Origin of the sequence: Gilliamella sp. ESL0441, assembly GCF_019469185.1 — a bacterium.
Classification (GTDB): domain Bacteria; phylum Pseudomonadota; class Gammaproteobacteria; order Enterobacterales; family Orbaceae; genus Gilliamella.
Map to the genome: position 1 here is coordinate 2,315,591 of NZ_CP048264.1, position 19,241 is coordinate 2,334,831.

The window sequence follows — 19,241 nt, forward strand, 5'->3', positions numbered from 1 at the left end:
GGTCGAATAAAAGGTAATACTATGGCTAACTATCTTGTTGAGATTCTTGCCACAACAATAAAATTATTTGCATTAATGACACCACCTGCTGTATTAAGTGCATTTTTGAGTGGTACAAAACTGTATGATGAACAAGCACGTCGAAAAACCGCACGTAAAACGTCTTGTGCCGTGTTTATTATTGGCATTGTGCTATTCTTTTTCGGTAATGCGATGTTTAGTATTTTTGGCTTTACTCTCGATGCATTTCGAATTGGATCGGGTGCATTACTCTTTGTAACGGCAGTGGCATTAATGAACGATTCGCCTGACAAAAATAAAATTAATAGCGATGATGATATTAGTGTTGTTCCTTTGGCTATCCCTCTTTGTATGGGGCCTGCATCAATTGGTACAATTATCGTATTAGGAACAAGTTCAGATGGTTTAATTCAAAATTTAATTGGTGCGTTATCACTATTCATTGCATCAAGTGGTATTTATGTCATGTTATTATGCTCTAAAACCATCGCTAAAGTTTTAAAAAATACCGGAATTGCAATTTTATCAAAATTAACTGGATTATTGATTTCAGCAATTGCTGCCCAAGTCGTATTTACTGGCGTCGCCGGAATTTTAAATCTTAATTAGTCAGATCATTGAATATATTAGATAATGACAAAGGTCAGATGTTATCTTCTCGGTAATCACTACTACGTTTACGGTAGTGAGTGATTACACCAATCTTATTTAACCAAATAGTTTAGTCATTTGCATGGGGCATAATTAATTTTCTTTTTTTGAAGAAAAAATACGAACTGATAATAATCATAATTAATACCAATTCCGATATAAAAATAAAATAACCGGATTCACCAAACCAAACTCCAATAATGATAATCGTATTAATCACCATCGAAATGATCGCAAGCCATGGATAAAATGGTGATTTAAATTTAATGGTCTCTTGCGGATATTTCCCCTTATTGACCCCTTGACGAAACTGAAATTGACACCAAGCGATAATAATCCAAGCAAAACATCCAACCTGCCCTGTCGCTGCAACCAAATAAAGATAAAGTTTTTCCGCAGCAATATACTTTGAAAATAATGATACCAGCGCAATAATGGATATAAACAATATTCCTTTGGTTGGCACTCCCCGCCTATTCACCTCTGCAAAATATTTTGGTGCTAAATTATCCTGAGACATTGACCATAACATTCTAGAACTGGCATAAATTGCAGAATTAGCTGCCGATATAGCGGCGCAAAAAATCACAAATAACATGACATAAGATGCAAAATTGATGCCTGCTTGCGTAAATACCCAAACAAAAGGGCTTATCTCTTCTTGTGCATTACCATAGGGATAAACGAGTGCCAAAACTGCAATTGCTAAAACATAAAATAGGATGATTCTAAAAGCGACACCTGTAATTATTTTAGGTAAAACGGTTTGCGGTGATTGGGCTTCCCCTGCTGCACTTCCTATCAATTCAACGCCTTGAAAAGAGTAAGTGACAATCGTCATACAGACAAAAATCGCTGAAAAACCGTTAGGAAACCATCCGTTTTCTGTTTTCAATGTTGGTAGCACATGGGTGTCAGCATATTGATGATATAGCAAGTAAATACCTGTCCCAATAAAAGCAATAATTGCCAGAACTTTTATTGTTGAAAACCAGTATTCACTTTCGCCGTAAGCTCGTACCGATGTTAGATGTACAAAGGTTAAAACAATTAAAATAATTAGACTAAACAGATAAATAGGAATAGAAGTGATAAATTGGTGAGCAATAATTGATGCCGCCGTTAAATCAGCCGCCATCGACAGCACCCAACTTAACCAATATAACCAACCTATAGTATAGCTCCAAATGGGATTAGGTATAAACATTAACGCATAGTGCTGGAAAGAACCAGCATGAGGAAATGCGCATGAAAGCTCACCTAAACAGAGCATGGTGGAGAGCATAATACAACCAGCCATCAAATAAGCGATAATCGTCCCTAGCGGACCAACTGTGCTAAGTGGTGCTGCAATACCAATAAATAATCCGGTACCAATCGAACCACCCAAAGAGATCATCAACAGATGCCGATTTTTTAAATTCTTTTTTAAACTAGTGGTACTCGGATAGGAACTTCCTTGATATTCAGATGTTGCCATGTAAACCGCCTAGTAAGGTAAAAAAGCTGCTGGAAACCAGCAGCTAACACGAATTAATAAATAAACCGTTTTTCTACACCATTCGTTTGACATGCCATAAGTAAGGCTGTGTAATCGAGTTCAAAACCAATCATATCACCTACTTTCAGTGTTTCTAACACATCTTCAATATCAACGATGGTATGATCACTGGTTTGCCCCAAAACCGTAATACTATCATCGATAGGTACACAGTTTTCAGCCGGCACATCTTGACGACCAAAAGCAAGTAGTGCACGTTTACGAGTACCATGATCGACAAAGGTTTTACTATTTAAAAAGGCATCGACTCCAAGCTCCCCTACAGGCACGGTTGGCTTACTATTAAGTTCAATAATTTGTGCGTATAGCTTATAGATATCGCTACATGCTTTATCGACAGGTTTATTGGAATGATGAAATTCATCCAGATATTTCATATCGACATATTCAATACCAAACTCATGTAAACCACCTATTCTGATGTGATTCAATCCTTTAGGCCAAACACCTTTATCTAACAAATGGTAACTGGTACAATTACCGGCAGATAAGTATTTGATTTTAATACCACAAGTTTCCTCTACTTTGCGTGCTATGTGTAAAAAATCAACACCATTTTTAACCGTAGGCAAAACGGTTCCATAGCAGTTAAAGTTGGTGCCAAGCCCATAAAGCTCAACACCCGGTAACGAAAGAATGAGATTGACGGTATCAATAATCTCATCAAGATGCTCAAACCAGATACCTTCTCGTAAGTCCCCCATATCCACCATGAGCAACACTTGGTGAATCTTTCGCTGTTTAACGGCTTCATCAGATAAAGCCGTTATGACTTGCTTTTCACTATTTAAGCTAATATCCGCATATTTCACAACGTCGCTGATTTCACTTAAACAAGGACTGCGTAATAAACACGTTTTACAATTTAATGCCTCTTTGAGTTTTTTTAAATTGTAAGTTCTTGATTCAGCAATAACATCAATACCACCATCTAATACAGCTTTCGCTGTTTCGACGCAGCCATCAAATACTTTATTGACAGCCATGACTTCAATGCCGTGTTTAGCTAAAATGTCTTTCTCAACACGGGCATTTTCTTTTAATTTGCGTAAATCAATTTCCAATATGGGTTTGTACATGCTTTACTCCTCTATACCTTACTGTTCTAGCAAACGATTGCGTTTTTGAGCACGATGATATATCCATTCTGCTAATACAATCGCAAGTACAGCGCCACCAACTATCTTAGCAATATACTCAACGTATCCACCCATATCGATTTGAGCTGGTGGTATAAAGACTAAAATCACAGCAAATAGTGTAGATAAGAACCCTAATGCGGGTAATACTACTGGTAACACTTTACCCGGAATTTTAAAGCTACGTGGTACATCAGGTTGAGTCACTCGTAGTCGATAGTAAGCGATAAACATCACTAAGTAAGGAATGAAATAGCAAATTGTTGTCAACGCCGTCAACATCCAATAAGCTGCAGCAATACTTGGTGATACAAATGTTGAGAAGCAAAGTACAGTAACGATGATTGCTTGAACAACCAGTGCAAATGTCGGTGTTTGATAAACCGGATGTAAACGACCTACACGCTCACCCAACAAATTATCCTCTTTAGAGGCTTCTTGTAGCATATAGATCGGCCCAACTAACCATGAGTTAATTTGTCCTAAAGCTCCAAAGAATAGACATATTGCCATAACAGGTAACAACCAAGGCATATGTAATACATTGGCAGCAGATTGCATCGCTTGCATAACGCCAGCAACAATATCAGTATCTTCGGCTGGTAATAATGTATTGATAGCCCAAGAGCCAATCATATAAATACCAACAATAACAATTGCTGACACAGCCATCGCTTTTGGAAAATCACGTTGTGGATCACGTGTACGCCCGGCAATCATTGGCGCCACTTCAAGCCCAGCAAACGCAAACATCATACTGGATAAAAACACAATCGTATCCCAACTGCCTAAATCAGGGATCCAATCACTTAAATGCGTATAATCGGTTGCCATTGGATGACCAGTCAATAACCAAACAATCGCGAGTAAGACAATAATCGCTGCGGGAATAAATACACCAAGCCAAGCACTCACGCTATTAATAATCTTAGTCCATTTTAATCCCCGAATATTCATCAATGTTAAAATCCAGAAGACCACCATGGATCCCACCCCAATAAATACTTCATTTTGGGCTAATTCGGGACTAAACATATAACCAATAGCCGTAAAACCAAATTGCAACATCAATGGGAAGAAGAGTACACAGGAAAATAAAAAACAAACCACTACAATCCAAGCGATACGCTTACCAAATGCCTCTTTAACCCAAACAAATATCCCGCCATCTTTTGGCCAACCTGTTGAAAGTTCACCACACACCATGGCTAATGGAAAAAACAAACAAAATGCCGCAATGAGCCAAAGCACCATTGCTGATGCGCCATAAGGAGCAACGTTAGGAATTTGTCGTAAACTCAGTATCGCAATGACATTCATAAATACAATGTCTTTGATACCGAGCAAACTTGAATCTTTAGAATCACTCATAATAACCTCACATTGTAGTATCTAGGGCAACGTGTGCCCCAGATAGATCATGATTAATAGATGTCGTATCCAACCATATCTTCGTAAGTGTCCTCACGGCGAATCAAGCGATCTTTGCCTTTTTTGTCTATCATCACAACCGACGTACGAGGGCGATTGTTATAGACTGTCTGACTTTCAATGGTGTAAGCTCCAGCATCAAGGAAAGCAATAATATCGCCAATGTCGGTATCTTTAGGTAATAAGAACTCTTCACCTTTAACACCAACATGATAGTAGTCACCACCATCACACAAAGGACCGGCTAATTTAATATATTCATCATGTGATTCATTAATTCGAGATGCATTATAAACATAGAAGAACCAATCGAAATGTTGACTATCAGATAACACGCTATAACCTGCATCAACAAATTTCCATTCAACATGTTCTTCAATGTTACCGTCTAAATCGTAATTCGTTTTACGTTTTTCACAGGCAACTTCTGTTAATAGCACCCCAGCTGAACCGGTAACTTTTCGACCAGGTTCAATACAGATTTCAACATCGGTACGCCATTTATGTACTTCACGAATGACTGCATCAGCAAAATCTTGGGCAGTAATACCGGCATACATATTGTCTTGTAATGGGTTACCGTTTTCGTCATCGTATTTATAAGGAACAGGAATACCACCCCCTACATTAATTAAATCAAACTTGATTCCTAACACCTCTTCTAAACGGCGAGATTCATCAACAAGTACTTTGGTTGCTTTCGCAAAAGGTTCAGCTTCCGGTACTTGATCCCCAACGTGCATATGTAAACCACGTAAATGAACATAAGGCATTTCAAGAATACGGCGACAAGTCTCTTCTGCTTGTTCTAAATCGATACCTGACTTAGCATGATAAGCAGTAACTAATTCAGCGTGAGTTGCTGATGGTACATTCGGTTCAACACGTACACACACATTCGCCACTTTTTTCAATTTTTTTGATATTTCATCGATAATATCAAGTTCATATAAACTATCGACGTTAATAATATACAGATCATTTTTAATGGCATATTCAAGATCAACTGGTTTTTTTACCACACCATTAAACACGATTTGGCTACCCGGAAAACCAATCTCTAAACATTTACGTACTTCAAACATTGAGTTTGCTTCAGCGTAAATACCCGCATCTTTAATGGCTTTGAGTACGCCCATAACAGAACAAGTTTTAGAAGCATAGAAAATTTTTGTTTTTGGATGCGCTTTGAATGCTTGTTTAATTTCTTGAACATTTCGATCAATTTCTTTTTCAGAAAACACATAAAAAGGCGTTGGATATTTTCTTGCTAACTCTTCTAAATTAACGCCATCAAAACATAATTTACCGTTTTCAGCACTAAAACGACGATCTTTAGTTATAAGATCGTGACGTAATTTGTTATAATTTGACATAATTTTGTCGGACATATGACCTCCAGTTAATGAGTACTCAAAAAGTACATAAGAAAATAAGTAAAATGGCTTTTCTCTTGTAATGCAATCAGCATGCCAACTTAATAATACAAATAATCAATAAGTTAAACTAAACAATCTAGCAACAATTTTTGTCATTAAGTTAAAAACATGTCTTTATGACAAAAATTTGTCATTTTTTAGTGATAGTCGAAAGGTATTTAAATAAAAGTATGCTATTAAGCAATAATCCAAATTTTATAAGGTACTAATATCATGACAGTTGATCCTGAATTATTACAATCATTGGAAATATTTAAACATTTTTTTGATCTAATACATCAGCCAATGGCCATTATTGATAAAGAAGGTAAATATATTTACTACAATCAGGAAAGTGCAGAACTCGATGGCTATCCTCAAGATAAAGCTATAGGAAAACCATTGCTTAAAGTTTATCCTAATTTACAAAAAGAAGATAGTACTATGTTAAAAGCGTTGCTAGAAGGTAAGGAATATCTGGATAATTATCAATGCTATTATAATCATGTTGGTAAAGTTGTCGATTATTTGCATACCACGGTTCCACTTTACAATCATAACAAACAGATCATTGGCGCAATCGAAATCGGTCGAAATTTATCTAATGTAAGACAATTACAAGATCAAGTTTTTAAACTCAACAGCCGTTTATATCACAGTAAAGAACAATCACTTCCCGAAATCGTATTTGTATCTCAAAAAATGCAATCGGTCATTGATCAAACGAATATTTTAGGCGCTAATGATGTGCCAGTACTCATTGTTGGTGAGACAGGTACCGGTAAAGAACTCTTCGCCCATTTAATTCATCAAACTAGCGACCGACGAGATAAAGCCTTTATATCACTCAATTGTAGTGCGCTACCTACTACGCTAATTGAAAGTACACTATTTGGTACTGTCAAAGGCGCCTTTACGGGAGCTGAAAATCGCCAAGGTTATCTAGAACTGGCTAACGGTGGCACACTATTTCTTGATGAACTAAACGCCATGCCACTTGAAATGCAAAGCAAGTTATTGCGATTTCTACAAGAAAAAACCTACTGGCGACTAGGTGGCAATAAAGAGCTGCATTCTGATGTTCGCATTGTGGCCGCCATGAACGAATCACCTACTGATCTTTTAAAAAACGGTAAAATGCGCAGTGATCTGTTTTATCGATTAAATGTGGGATTAATAAAACTTCCAGCACTACGCGAACGGACAGAAGATATTCCTGTTTTAGCTCGCTATTTTATTGATAAACACCAAGATGAAATAAAAGTAACCATCAGTGGTATAAGTAAGCATGCTTTGAAACAATTGATGTCAGCACCATGGCCAGGCAATGTACGTATGCTTGAAAATGCAATTGTCCGAAGTATGGTTTTACAAAATGAACCCGGAGAATTACAACATATCGTTCTTGATGAAGAGCTATTTGAAATTGAAAGCCCTCATCAGCAAGCAGATGTCATGACAAAAATCGATGATTCTGCCACAAATTTTTCTCGATTTAGGGATTTAACAACCCAAGTAGAAAACTATGAGCGACAATTGATTATCGATGCGTTAAATCAAGCTAACGGAAAAATTATCAATGCCGCTAAATTATTAAATGTTTCGCGTACTACATTACAATATAAGGTTAAAAAGTACCATATTCAAATGGGTGTAATGAATCATTAACATTGATAGCTAACAGTTTTTTCATCCAATGCCTTTGCGCATGCAAAGGCACTGCTCCAAGCCCACTGAAAATTATAACCACCTAACCAACCCGTTACATCAACCACTTCGCCAATAAAATAAAGATTCGGCTGTGACTTGGTCGCCATTGTTTTTGATGATAATGCATCGGTACTCACCCCGCCTAATGTGACTTCAGCCGTTCGATACCCTTCGGTTCCGTTTGGTACAATATGCCACTTGGTTAATGTGTCAAAAAGACGCTGTTGTTGATGCAAATTGAGTTGTTTCACAGTGATATCTGTAATCATATCCAGTTGTATCAATGCTTCTACTACTCTTTTAGGTAAAATTTGTGCTAAACAATTTTTCAAAGTCTGGTTACGATTTTTTTCTAATAACGGTTTAAATGATGATTCAAATGTCATATCTGGTAATAAATTGATCCTAATGGGCTCACCCACTCGCCAATAGTTGGATATCTGTAAAATGGCGGGGCCTGAAAGCCCTCGATGAGTAAATAATAAATTTTCTTTAAAATGCATTTGCTCATAAGTCACTTCAACCGGAATAGCAATACCGGATAGTTGCGATAACACATCTAATAAGGGTTTATGTAAGGTAAAAGGCACCAGCCCAGCTTTGACCGGTACAATTGGAATGGAAAATTTTTCTGCCACTTTATAACCTATTGAAGTCATACCGAGTGCAGGCATCGATAACCCGCCTGTAGCAATAATCAGGTTTTGACAACTCAGCATACCTTGCGAAGTCTGCAATTTAAATCCATCTTCAACCGCTTCGACGTCATCTAATTGCGTTTGCATCATTAGGTTAACTTTTCCTTTTTGACACTCGCTAAGCAGCATATCGACAATATCTTTGGCTGAATTATCACAAAACAACTGACCATGATCTTTTTCATGATAAGCAATATTATATTGATTAACTAATTGGATAAAATCCCATTGGTTAAATCGTTTCAAGGCTGATTTACAAAAATGACGATTTTTAGAAATGTAATGGTGCGCATCCACATCAAGATTAGTAAAATTACATTTTCCGCCACCCGACATTAAGATCTTTCGTCCCGGTTTTTTTCCGTTATCAATAACGGTCACACGATGCCCTTTTTGCCCTAATAATCCAGCACAAAATAGACCCGCAGCCCCTGCTCCAACAATTGTAATATTAGTTTGCATAATTAATAGTTAAAAATAAGCGTTGATAAATTATAACAGCATCAGTTCTGGATGTGACATTCTCTATGGGTTTATAGATTTAAACATACACTAAAAATGAAAGTTTTTTACAAATAAGAAAAAGAATTTATGATTATTATACAATTTATTTTAAAAATGACGCATTAATAAAGAATAAATAGTTTAATAATCAATGAAATAAATTTAATTATTAGCTTCATTAATAACTCCAGTACAACTTATTAAAAGATTGACTTATAAGTAATATTTATTTGACCAAAATAGCATTTTTCTTTAATTTCTTAGCCAATATGGGATTAATGCCTATACCTTCACAAATTATAAAGCGATGAATTAGAGGCAATGATATGTTATATAACCAGCATCATGAAAAAGATAACTGCGGATTTGGTCTGATTGCTCATATTGAAGGGCAACCAAGTCATAAAGTGGTGCGCACCGCTATTCACGGATTAGCAAGAATGCAGCATCGAGGCGCAATCTTATCTGACGGTAAAACCGGCGATGGCTGTGGACTTTTATTACAAAAACCAGATCGATTTTTTAGATTAGTAGCGCAAGACGCAGGTTGGCGTTTAGCAACTAATTATGCGGTAGGCATGCTGTTTCTTAGCCAAGATGAGCAAGAAGCACAAGCAAGCCGTCAGATTGTAGAAGAGGAATTAGCTGACGAAACACTATCAATATTAGGTTGGCGAGAAGTGCCTATTGATAAAAGTGTTTTAGGTGAAATTGCATTATCTTCACTGCCTAAAATTGAACAAGTCTTTGTCAATGCGCCAGCAGGATGGACGAAAATTGATTTAGAACGCCGTTTATATATGGTTCGCCGTCGCATTGAAAAACGCGTACAAGACGACACCTTTTATGTTTGTAGCTTTTCGAATCAGGTTAATATCTACAAAGGCTTATGTATGCCTAAAGATTTGCCTCGATTCTATTTAGATTTAGCCGATATTCGAATGGAAACGGCGATTTGTTTATTCCATCAACGTTTTTCAACCAATACCGTTCCACGTTGGCCACTTGCTCAACCGTTTAGACATTTAGCGCATAATGGTGAAATCAATACCATTGAAGGCAATCGTCAATGGGCAAAAGCCCGTTCCTATAAATTTAAAACACCACTGATTCCTGATTTACAAAATGCGGCTCCGTTTGTGAATGTCACAGGGTCTGATTCCAGTTCACTGGATAACATGTTAGAACTGTTCCTTGTCGGTGGGATGGATATTGTCAGGGCGATGCGCTTATTAGTACCACCAGCATGGCAAAATAATCCCGATATGAATGAAGATCTTCGTGCCTTCTTTGACTTTAATTCGATGCATATGGAACCGTGGGATGGCCCAGCAGGTATTGTTATGTCAGACGGTCGCTATGCCGCATGTAATTTAGATCGAAATGGCTTACGTCCTGCTCGTTATGTTATTACCACCGATAAACTCATTACCTGTGCTTCTGAAATTGGTATTTGGGATTATCAACCTGATGAAGTCGTCAGCAAAGGACGAGTTGGGCCGGGTGAGTTATTAGTTATCGATACCGAAGAAGGTCGTATCTTACAATCTTCTGAAACGGACAATGACTTACAAAAACGTCATCCTTATAAAGAATGGATGGCAAAAAATGTTAAACAGCTTATCCCTTTTGAAAGTCTACCTGATGAGAACATTGGCTCACGTGATTACGATGACACTTTACTAGCTACTTACCAAAAACAGTTTGGTTATAGTGCAGAAGAAATTGATCAATGTATTCGTGTCTTAGGTGAAAATGGGCAAGAAGCAACAGGTTCAATGGGCGATGATACGCCATTTGCTGTCTTATCAAGTAAACCTCGATTAATCTATGATTATTTTCGTCAAAAATTTGCGCAGGTAACCAATCCGCCGATTGATCCATTACGTGAAGCTCACGTCATGTCGCTATCAACTAGCATTGGTCGCGAGATGAATGTCTTTGCTGAAGCCGAAGGTCAAGCACATCGAGTCGCGTTTAAATACCCTGTTTTGGTTTACTCTGATTTCCAACAATTAACTGCATTGGAATCACGTTACTATCAATCAGAAACACTAGATATTACTTACGAAATCGATGGTAGCTTGCGTGATGCCATTGAACAATTATGCGGTGATGCCGAAGCCAAAGTACGTAATGGTACCGTATTAATCATTTTATCCGATAAAAATATCGCAGCCGATCGATTACCGATTCCTGCCCCAATGGCTGTAGGTGCAGTACAGCAACGTCTAGTTGAAAAAAACTTACGCTGTGATGCCAATATTATTGTTGAAACCGCAAGCTGTCGCGATCCACACCAATTTGCCGTGCTGCTTGGTTTTGGTGCAACGGCTATCTATCCTTATTTAGCTTACGAAACCCTAGCCCAAATGGTCGACAATGGCACGATAAATAAGTCTTACCGTGAAGCCATTATCAACTACCGCAATGGTATTAATAAAGGCTTGTACAAAATCATGTCTAAAATGGGGATATCCACTGTCGCCTCGTACCGCTGCTCAAAACTTTTTGAAGCGGTTGGTCTGCATAAAGATGTGGTAGAACTTTGTTTCCAAGGTGTGACTAGCCGTATTAGTGGTGCAAATTTTGATGATTTTGCTCAAGATCAGTTCAATTTATCGAAAAAAGCATGGTTACGCCATAAACCATTAGACCAAGGTGGTTTACTCAAATTTGTCCATGGCGGCGAATATCACGCTTATAATCCCGATGTAGTTCAATCGTTACAAAAAGCGGTTAACAATGGGCGTTACGAAGATTATAAGCTTTATACCGATATCGTTAATAATCGCCCGCCAGCGACATTACGGGATTTATTAAAACTTAATCCCCCTGAAAATGCAGCAATTTCGTTAGATCAGGTTGAACCTGAAGAGTCACTATTCAAACGTTTTGATTCGGCGGCAATGTCAATTGGTGCATTAAGTCCTGAAGCTCATGAATCGCTTGCTGAAGCAATGAACACATTAGGTGGCTATTCTAATTCAGGCGAAGGTGGTGAAGATCCTGCTCGGTATAACAGTATAAAAGTGTCACGCATAAAACAAGTCGCATCAGGTCGATTTGGTGTAACGCCGGGCTATTTAATGAGTGCTGATGTGATTCAGATCAAAGTAGCGCAAGGTGCAAAACCGGGTGAAGGCGGTCAATTACCAGGTCACAAAGTAACCCCTTACATAGCTAAATTACGTTTTTCCGTACCCGGGGTGACATTAATCTCGCCACCACCGCATCACGATATTTATTCAATCGAAGATTTGGCACAGTTGATCTTTGATCTTAAACAGATTAACCCTCAAGCAATGATTTCTGTGAAATTAGTGTCCGAACCTGGTGTAGGAACTATTGCAACTGGGGTCGCAAAAGCTTATGCCGATTTGATCACGATTTCGGGATATGATGGCGGTACCGGTGCTAGCCCATTAACGTCAGTCAAATATGCTGGCTCACCATGGGAACTGGGTTTAGTTGAAACACAACAATCATTGGTTGCTAATGGTTTACGTCACAAAATTCGTTTACAAGTTGACGGTGGGTTAAAAACCGGTACAGACATTGTAAAAGCGGCAATTTTAGGTGCTGAAAGTTTCGGCTTTGGTACGGGGCCAATGGTGGCTTTAGGTTGTAAATATCTACGTATTTGCCATTTAAATAACTGTGCCACAGGTGTTGCGACACAAGATGAAAAATTACGTAGTGACCATTACCATGGTTTACCTGAAAAAGCGATGAACTATTTCCGTTTTATTGCACGTAACACAAGGGAAGTCATGGCAGAACTTGGCGTAAGTCGAATTGTTGATTTAATTGGACGTACCGATTTACTGTTAGAGCTTGATGGTATTACGGCTAAACAACAAAAACTGGATTTATCAGGATTACTTGAAACTGCGACACCAGTAGAAGGCAAACCCGTCTACTGTATTGAAGATAATAAACCGTTTGATAAAGGTGTATTGAATAAAGAAATTATTACTCAAGCACAACAATTTGTTGATAATCGTCAAAGTAAAAGTTTCTACTTTGATATTCAAAATACTGATCGTTCGGTGGGAACTAGCTTATCAGGTTATATTGCCAAAAAATATGGTGATCAAGGTTTAGTTGCCGATCCAATTTCACTCAATTTCACCGGTACTGCCGGGCAAAGCTTTGGTGTTTGGAATGCTGGTGGCGTAAATTTAACCCTAACAGGTGATGCCAATGACTACGTTGGTAAAGGCATGGCTGGGGGTCGCATCGTCATTCGACCACCTCAAGGCTCGGCATTTTTAAGTCATGAAGCAACCATTGCCGGTAACACCTGTCTATATGGTGCAACAGGCGGTAAATTGTTTGCAGCAGGACGTGCTGGTGAACGTTTTGCCGTACGTAACTCTGGTGCAATTAGCGTGGTTGAAGGTATCGGCGATAACGGCTGTGAATATATGACAGGTGGCATTGTCTGTGTCTTAGGTAAAACTGGTGTTAACTTTGGTGCTGGCATGACTGGTGGATTTGCTTATATTTTAGATGCCGATGGTGATTTCCATAAACGGATTAACCAAGAACTTGTTGAAATGTTAAACGTTGCTGATTATTCGATTCATGAAGAGCATCTACGAGGCTTAATCATGGAACATGCTCAACTAACCCACTCTTCACGTGCTGAAGAAATTTTAGCTAACTGGGAAGATTTCGCTAAACAATTTGTATTAGTTAAACCTAAATCCAGTGATGTAAAAGCGCTGCTCGGTCATCGAAGCCGATCATCAGCAGAACTTCATGTTCAAGCACAATAAGGAGAGCACGGAAATGAGCCAAAATGTTTATCAGTTCATCGATTTACAACGTGTTGATCCACCTAAAAAATCGTTGAATATTCGAAAAATAGAGTTTGTTGAAATTTATGAGGGATTTTCGGCTTCACAATCACAAGCCCAAGCCGATCGCTGCTTAGCGTGTGGGAATCCTTATTGTGAATGGCGTTGTCCTGTTCATAACTATATACCTAATTGGCTAAAACTGGTGAATGAAGGCAAAATTTTAGAAGCGGTTGAGCTTTCCCATCAAACAAACAGTCTACCAGAAGTGTGTGGTCGGGTTTGCCCTCAAGATCGGCTTTGTGAAGGCTCATGTACTTTAAATGCTGAGTTCGGTGCAGTAACTATTGGTAACATTGAACGTTATATTACCGATGAAGCCTTTAAACTGGGTTGGAAGCCTAACTTGTCTAATGTTGAAAAAACAGGGTTAAAAGTTGCAATCATTGGTGCAGGGCCTGCAGGACTTGCATGTGCTGATGTGTTAGTCCGTAATGGTGTGACGCCCGTTGTTTTTGACCGTCATCCTGAAATAGGTGGACTATTAACCTTTGGTATTCCTGCCTTTAAATTAGATAAAGAAGTGTTGATTAATCGTCGACGTATCTTTACCGACATGGGTATTGAATTTCGGCTGAATACCGAAGTGGGGAAAACGGTACAATTAACGGACTTACTCAATGAATTCGATGCTATTTTTGTTGGAACCGGTACTTATCAATCAATGCGAGCCGGTCTAATGAATGAAGATGCGGATGGTGTTTATGATGCCCTTCCATTTTTAATTGCCAATACCAAACATATTATGAAGCATAAGCAAACTGATGATACGCTTTACATTGACATGAAAAATAAACGTGTTGTAGTTTTAGGCGGTGGTGATACAGCCATGGACTGTGTACGGACGTCAATTCGTCAAGGTGCAATTGAAGTCACCTGTGCTTATCGTCGAGATGAAGCCAATATGCCCGGCTCTAAACGAGAAGTAAAAAATGCGAAAGAAGAAGGTGCACAATTCCAATTTAATGTGCAACCCCTCAGTATTGAAATTAACAATACAGGTCAAGTTACTGGTGTCAAAATGGTTAGAACAGAACTCGGTCAACCCGATGCAAATGGTCGCCGTTCGCCAGTGATTATCGAAGGATCTGAATTCATACTTCCTGCCGATGCTGTTATTATGGCATTTGGTTTTAGACCTCATGCCATGCCTTGGTTAGCAGAACATGGTGTCAATTTTGATACTCAAGGTCGTATTGTTGCCCCAGAAATTAAAGGCTACCAAACCAGCCATCCAAAAATCTTTGCTGGTGGTGATGCAGTAAGAGGATCGGATTTAGTGGTGACTGCCATTAGCGAAGGTCGCAAAGCGGCAGAAGGGATTTTAGATTATTTAGAAGTATAAAGCGATTGACTAAGTTAACCTTATGCCCATACCCTACTGAGCGGGAGTAAGGTTTACTACTCAATATTTATTGATCTGTCTAAACCATAACGTTTATTGATTACAACCTAAATATCGTTATTTATCGGATTGAAATTGCCAATGAATATTTACTTTGATAATTGGCATTAGATTACCATTAGCTGATACCATGAATTTGTATCAGCTAATACCCTTTAATTATTGGATTATCTGGCTATAAATAGACAACCTGAGAACCATTTTCAGGATTTTTAGTCGCCTCAGCAAACCCTTCTAAGAAAAAGGCAAGATGATCTGCTTCATCCCCTAAAAGGCGCCCTTTGACTTTATTCCAAGTTAATAACACGATAGCTGCTTGTGGTTCACAACTAATTAACATCGGTTGTTCAAGTTCTTCATTCCAATAAAACTCACCACCGTATAATTTTTGGGCTGTCAGTAATAAGTAACATCCATACTCTTGAGCAATCATATTAAGCTGTTCTTCAGGAATACTGAAATTTTTCTCAGCTAATTCACCAATAATCATTTCAACAACAGAAATACTTTTTTCGGAATAATCGAGCTGGTTAATACTCCACGTTGGACTATGTAAAATGGCATTTTGTGCCCATGCTTCGATTTCTTGAAATAATTCATTTTTTTCAGTCATATTTATTTACTTCGCTAGTTGATATTTCCAATTGTTTAACAAGTTGCCATGCGGCTTCCATTTCTTCAAGTGTTGCATCCGTTAAACGACGATTATTTTGTTTCAGTATTGCTTCAACTTGTTTAAATCGACGTTCAAATTTATGATTTGCCCGTTGTAAACAGAGCTCCGATTTAACTTTTAGATGTCTGGCTAAATTGACGGTCGCAAAAAACAGATCCCCCAGTTCTTCCTCGATTTTTGAATGATCTTGTACCGTTTTATTCAGCTCATGTTCTACTTCGTCGAGCTCTTCCTTAACTTTATCTAAAACTGGGGTTAACTCCTGCCAATCAAACCCAACCGATGCACAACGTTTTTGGATTTTTTCGGCTTTCATTAAAGCAGGAATGGCGTTAGGTATGTCATCTAACAATGAGTATTGAGCTCGCTCGTCACGCTCTTTTTGTTTTAATTGTTCCCAATTCGGTTTTTCAGTTGTCTTATCATCAAAAATATGCGGATGACGACTAACTAATTTTTCAGCAACAGCTTGACAGATATCCTCAAAATCAAACTGACCTTGTTCACTGGCAAGATCGGCGTAGAAAACAATTTGAAACAATAAATCACCCAATTCTTTTTTGAGTTCATTCATATCTTGTTTATCTATCGCATCAAGAACTTCATAAGTTTCTTCTAGTGTATAAGATTTTAATGAATCAAAAGTCTGCACGCGATCCCATTCACAACCCTCAATGGGGTCGCGCAATTGTTTAGTAATCGCTAATAAACGTTTGAGCTGTTCCACAATTTATCTCACCATAAATAATATGAAATTATTCGGATCAGTGTAACACAATTTTAAATTATTTTTATTTCCAAAAGTTGGTTCATGCTCAGCATAAACAATTGATCATATTTTCATCTAAAATACGCAGAAAAAAAATCAAATTAAATGTGTTAACATAACTTCTAGCCCATCAAGATGAATTAAGTATATAATAACCGCATATTGAATTAACTTTACGATAATATATGAATAATTTACGAGAACTTACACTTCGAGGCACAATTCTTGGTGCTCTTATTACAATTATATTTACTGCATCAAATGTGTATCTAGGTTTAAAAGTCGGATTAACCTTTTCATCGGCTATTCCTGCAGCTGTCATCTCAATGGCAATCTTAAAACTGTTTTCAGGATCAACCATATTAGAAAATAACATGGTGCAAACTCAAGCTTCTGCTGCCGGAACGCTATCATCTATTATTTTCGTTCTACCTGGATTATTGATGATTGGTTACTGGCAAGATTTTCCATTTTGGTTAACTTTTGCCATTTGTGCCGCAGGGGGAATGCTTGGGGTACTATTCTCAATTCCATTGCGTCATGTGATGGTAGTCAAAAGTACATTACCTTACCCTGAAGGTGTTGCTGCCGCTGAGATTTTAAAAGCAGGCTCGAAAACAGACAGTAATGATGACTCTGCCAACGAAGGATTGAAAGATATTTTAGTGGGAGGCGTTATCGCTTCTACTGTCAGTTTATTAACCAATGGTTTTCGGGTTTTATCTGAAAGCGCTTCATACTGGTTTACTGGTGGAAAATCGATTTTTCAATTGCCTATGGGGTTCTCATTAGCACTTCTTAGTGCCGGCTACTTAATTGGAATTGTATCTGGAATTGCCGTTTTAATAGGAACCATTATTGCCTGGGGATTTGGAATTCCAATTTTAAGTGCAATGACAGATTATGATACAACGCAACCACTGGCAAATATTGCAATGGGACTTTGGGCTAAAGATATCCGTTTTATTGGCGCAGGAACGATTGCTATTGCGGCAATTTGGACATTATTAACCTTAATCAAACCAGTTATTGAAGGTTTAAAAACATCATTCAAAACGTTACGTTCAGATGTATCTGTAAATGATATTGCACCGACAGAACGTGATCTATCACCTAAATCAATCTTTTTGATTATGGCAGGTATGGTCATTATTTTAGTTGCTACGTTTTACTCATTTATTTCAGATAGTGGTTTATCGACGGGCGTTGCATGGATACTGGTTATTTGTGCTGTTTTATTTGCTTTTATTATGGGCTTTCTTGTTGCAGCTGCTTGTGGATATATGGCAGGATTGGTAGGTTCTTCATCTAGCCCTATTTCAGGAATTGCTATTGTTGCCGCTATCGTGATATCAGTTATCTTACTTGGTTTAGGTGAAGCTTGTAACTTACTTTCTACAGCTGAAGGCACCAACTTTGCGATAGCCTTAGCGCTATTCACAACCAGTGCAGTATTAGCGGTTGCTTGTATTTCAAATGATAACTTGCAAGATCTTAAAACCGGTTACTTGGTTAATGCCACACCGTGGAAACAACAAGTTGCATTACTAATAGGTTGTGTTGTTGGTGCCATTGTTATTGCTCCTATTTTAGAAATTCTTTATAACGCGTATGGGTTTACGGGTGCATTACCACGACCAGATATGGATCAATCACAAGTTTTACCTGCGCCTCAAGCAACACTGATGACAACCATTGTGCAAGGAATTTTTTCACATAAACTTGGTTGGACAATGATTCTAATTGGGTTAGTCGTTGGAGCCGTGATTATTATCATTGATCTTCTTTTGGCGAAAGCAAAATGTAAATTTCGCTTACCCGCACTAGCTGTCGGTTTAGGTATCTATTTACCACCAACGATTACTGCCCCAATTTTTGTCGGTACATTGCTATCATGGATAATTAAACGTAATGCTTATGCTAAAGCTCAAAAATACAATTTAAATCATGAAGAACAATTTAAAAAAGTGGATCGTAAAGTGGCATTAATTGCTTCGGGATTAATAGTTGGTGAAAGCTTAGTGGGTCTTTTATTAGCTATTGTTATTGTTATTAGTACCACGCAAGGAAAAGGTGAAGCACCATTAGCAATAGAGGCTGATTTAGGCTTCTTACCACAATATTTAGGTTTAGCTGTCTTTGTGGGTATTTGCTTGTATATTATTCGTCGAGCATTATCCGCAATTAAAAAACAGTAATAATTTATATTTAAGCCCTTTATTGCTTAAAATAGAGGGCTTGATAAAATTTAAACCCTCACTATATATAAATTATTATCCTACTTTTCTGACTAGATTAAATGATAACCTTTTCCCTATCTGGAAATATTCAATAGCACGCTCAACCAATTATTGCCACAAGTTAAATTTTAAAATAATGAAACTTTCACTTTG

The 19,241-nt window shown here is 37.9% G+C and carries 12 protein-coding genes; 5 read left to right on the forward strand and 7 right to left on the reverse strand.

From position 1 onward, the window contains the following. Positions 1-21: 21 nt before the first annotated feature. Positions 22-630 (forward strand): MarC family protein, encoded by a 609-nt coding sequence (locus tag GYM75_RS10325; protein WP_220215873.1) that lies wholly within the window; start codon positions 22-24, stop codon positions 628-630. A 112-nt stretch (positions 631-742) separates the two neighbouring features. Here the strand turns inward: GYM75_RS10325 and GYM75_RS10330 are convergent, their stop codons facing one another. From GYM75_RS10330 to lysA, 4 genes are read right to left on the reverse strand one after another with little or no spacing between them, the layout of a single operon-like run. Then, on the reverse strand, positions 743-2,152 hold the full coding sequence (locus GYM75_RS10330) for an amino acid permease (protein WP_220215874.1): 1,410 nt from the start codon (positions 2,150-2,152) through the stop codon (positions 743-745). A gap of 53 nt (positions 2,153-2,205) precedes the next feature. After that, positions 2,206-3,312 carry an alanine/ornithine racemase family PLP-dependent enzyme gene (locus GYM75_RS10335; protein ID WP_220215875.1) on the reverse strand — a complete coding sequence of 369 codons (1,107 nt, stop codon included), beginning with the start codon at positions 3,310-3,312 and terminating at the stop codon, positions 2,206-2,208. 18 nt (positions 3,313-3,330) lie between these two features. Then, positions 3,331-4,743, reverse strand: coding sequence for an APC family permease (locus tag GYM75_RS10340; protein ID WP_065559712.1), 1,413 nt, complete (start codon positions 4,741-4,743; stop codon positions 3,331-3,333). A gap of 53 nt (positions 4,744-4,796) precedes the next feature. Then, positions 4,797-6,194 carry a diaminopimelate decarboxylase gene (lysA, locus tag GYM75_RS10345; RefSeq protein WP_065559713.1) on the reverse strand — a complete coding sequence of 466 codons (1,398 nt, stop codon included), beginning with the start codon at positions 6,192-6,194 and terminating at the stop codon, positions 4,797-4,799. Between the two features lie 258 nt (positions 6,195-6,452). On the opposite strand from lysA, the gene GYM75_RS10350 reads away from it, so the two are divergent. Next, entirely contained in the window at positions 6,453-7,889 is a 1,437-nt protein-coding gene (locus GYM75_RS10350) for a sigma-54 interaction domain-containing protein (RefSeq protein ID WP_370632181.1), read from the forward strand. On the opposite strand, the gene GYM75_RS10355 is transcribed toward GYM75_RS10350, so the two are convergent. After that, on the reverse strand, positions 7,886-9,091 hold the full coding sequence (locus GYM75_RS10355; protein ID WP_220215877.1) for an NAD(P)/FAD-dependent oxidoreductase: 1,206 nt from the start codon (positions 9,089-9,091) through the stop codon (positions 7,886-7,888). The genes GYM75_RS10350 and GYM75_RS10355 overlap by 4 nt on opposite strands. 368 nt (positions 9,092-9,459) lie before the next feature. Here GYM75_RS10355 and gltB point away from each other — a divergent pair, with 368 nt between their 5' ends. Continuing rightward, positions 9,460-13,917 carry a glutamate synthase large subunit gene (gltB, locus tag GYM75_RS10360; RefSeq protein ID WP_220215878.1) on the forward strand — a complete coding sequence of 1,486 codons (4,458 nt, stop codon included), beginning with the start codon at positions 9,460-9,462 and terminating at the stop codon, positions 13,915-13,917. Between the two features lie 13 nt (positions 13,918-13,930). Next, positions 13,931-15,343, forward strand: coding sequence for an FAD-dependent oxidoreductase (locus GYM75_RS10365; protein ID WP_220215879.1), 1,413 nt, complete (start codon positions 13,931-13,933; stop codon positions 15,341-15,343). Between the two features lie 235 nt (positions 15,344-15,578). Here GYM75_RS10365 and GYM75_RS10370 read toward each other — a convergent pair whose 3' ends face one another. After that, positions 15,579-16,016, reverse strand: coding sequence for a hypothetical protein (locus GYM75_RS10370; protein WP_220215880.1), 438 nt, complete (start codon positions 16,014-16,016; stop codon positions 15,579-15,581). Next, positions 16,009-16,806: a nucleoside triphosphate pyrophosphohydrolase gene (gene mazG, locus GYM75_RS10375; RefSeq protein ID WP_220215881.1), complete on the reverse strand. Its 798-nt coding sequence runs from the start codon at positions 16,804-16,806 to the stop codon at positions 16,009-16,011. The genes GYM75_RS10370 and mazG overlap by 8 nt, the downstream gene beginning before the upstream one ends. Positions 16,807-17,033: 227 nt before the next feature. On the opposite strand from mazG, the gene GYM75_RS10380 reads away from it, so the two are divergent. Then, positions 17,034-19,046, forward strand: coding sequence for an OPT family oligopeptide transporter (locus GYM75_RS10380; RefSeq protein ID WP_220215882.1), 2,013 nt, complete (start codon positions 17,034-17,036; stop codon positions 19,044-19,046). The last annotated feature ends 195 nt before the right edge of the window (positions 19,047-19,241 follow it).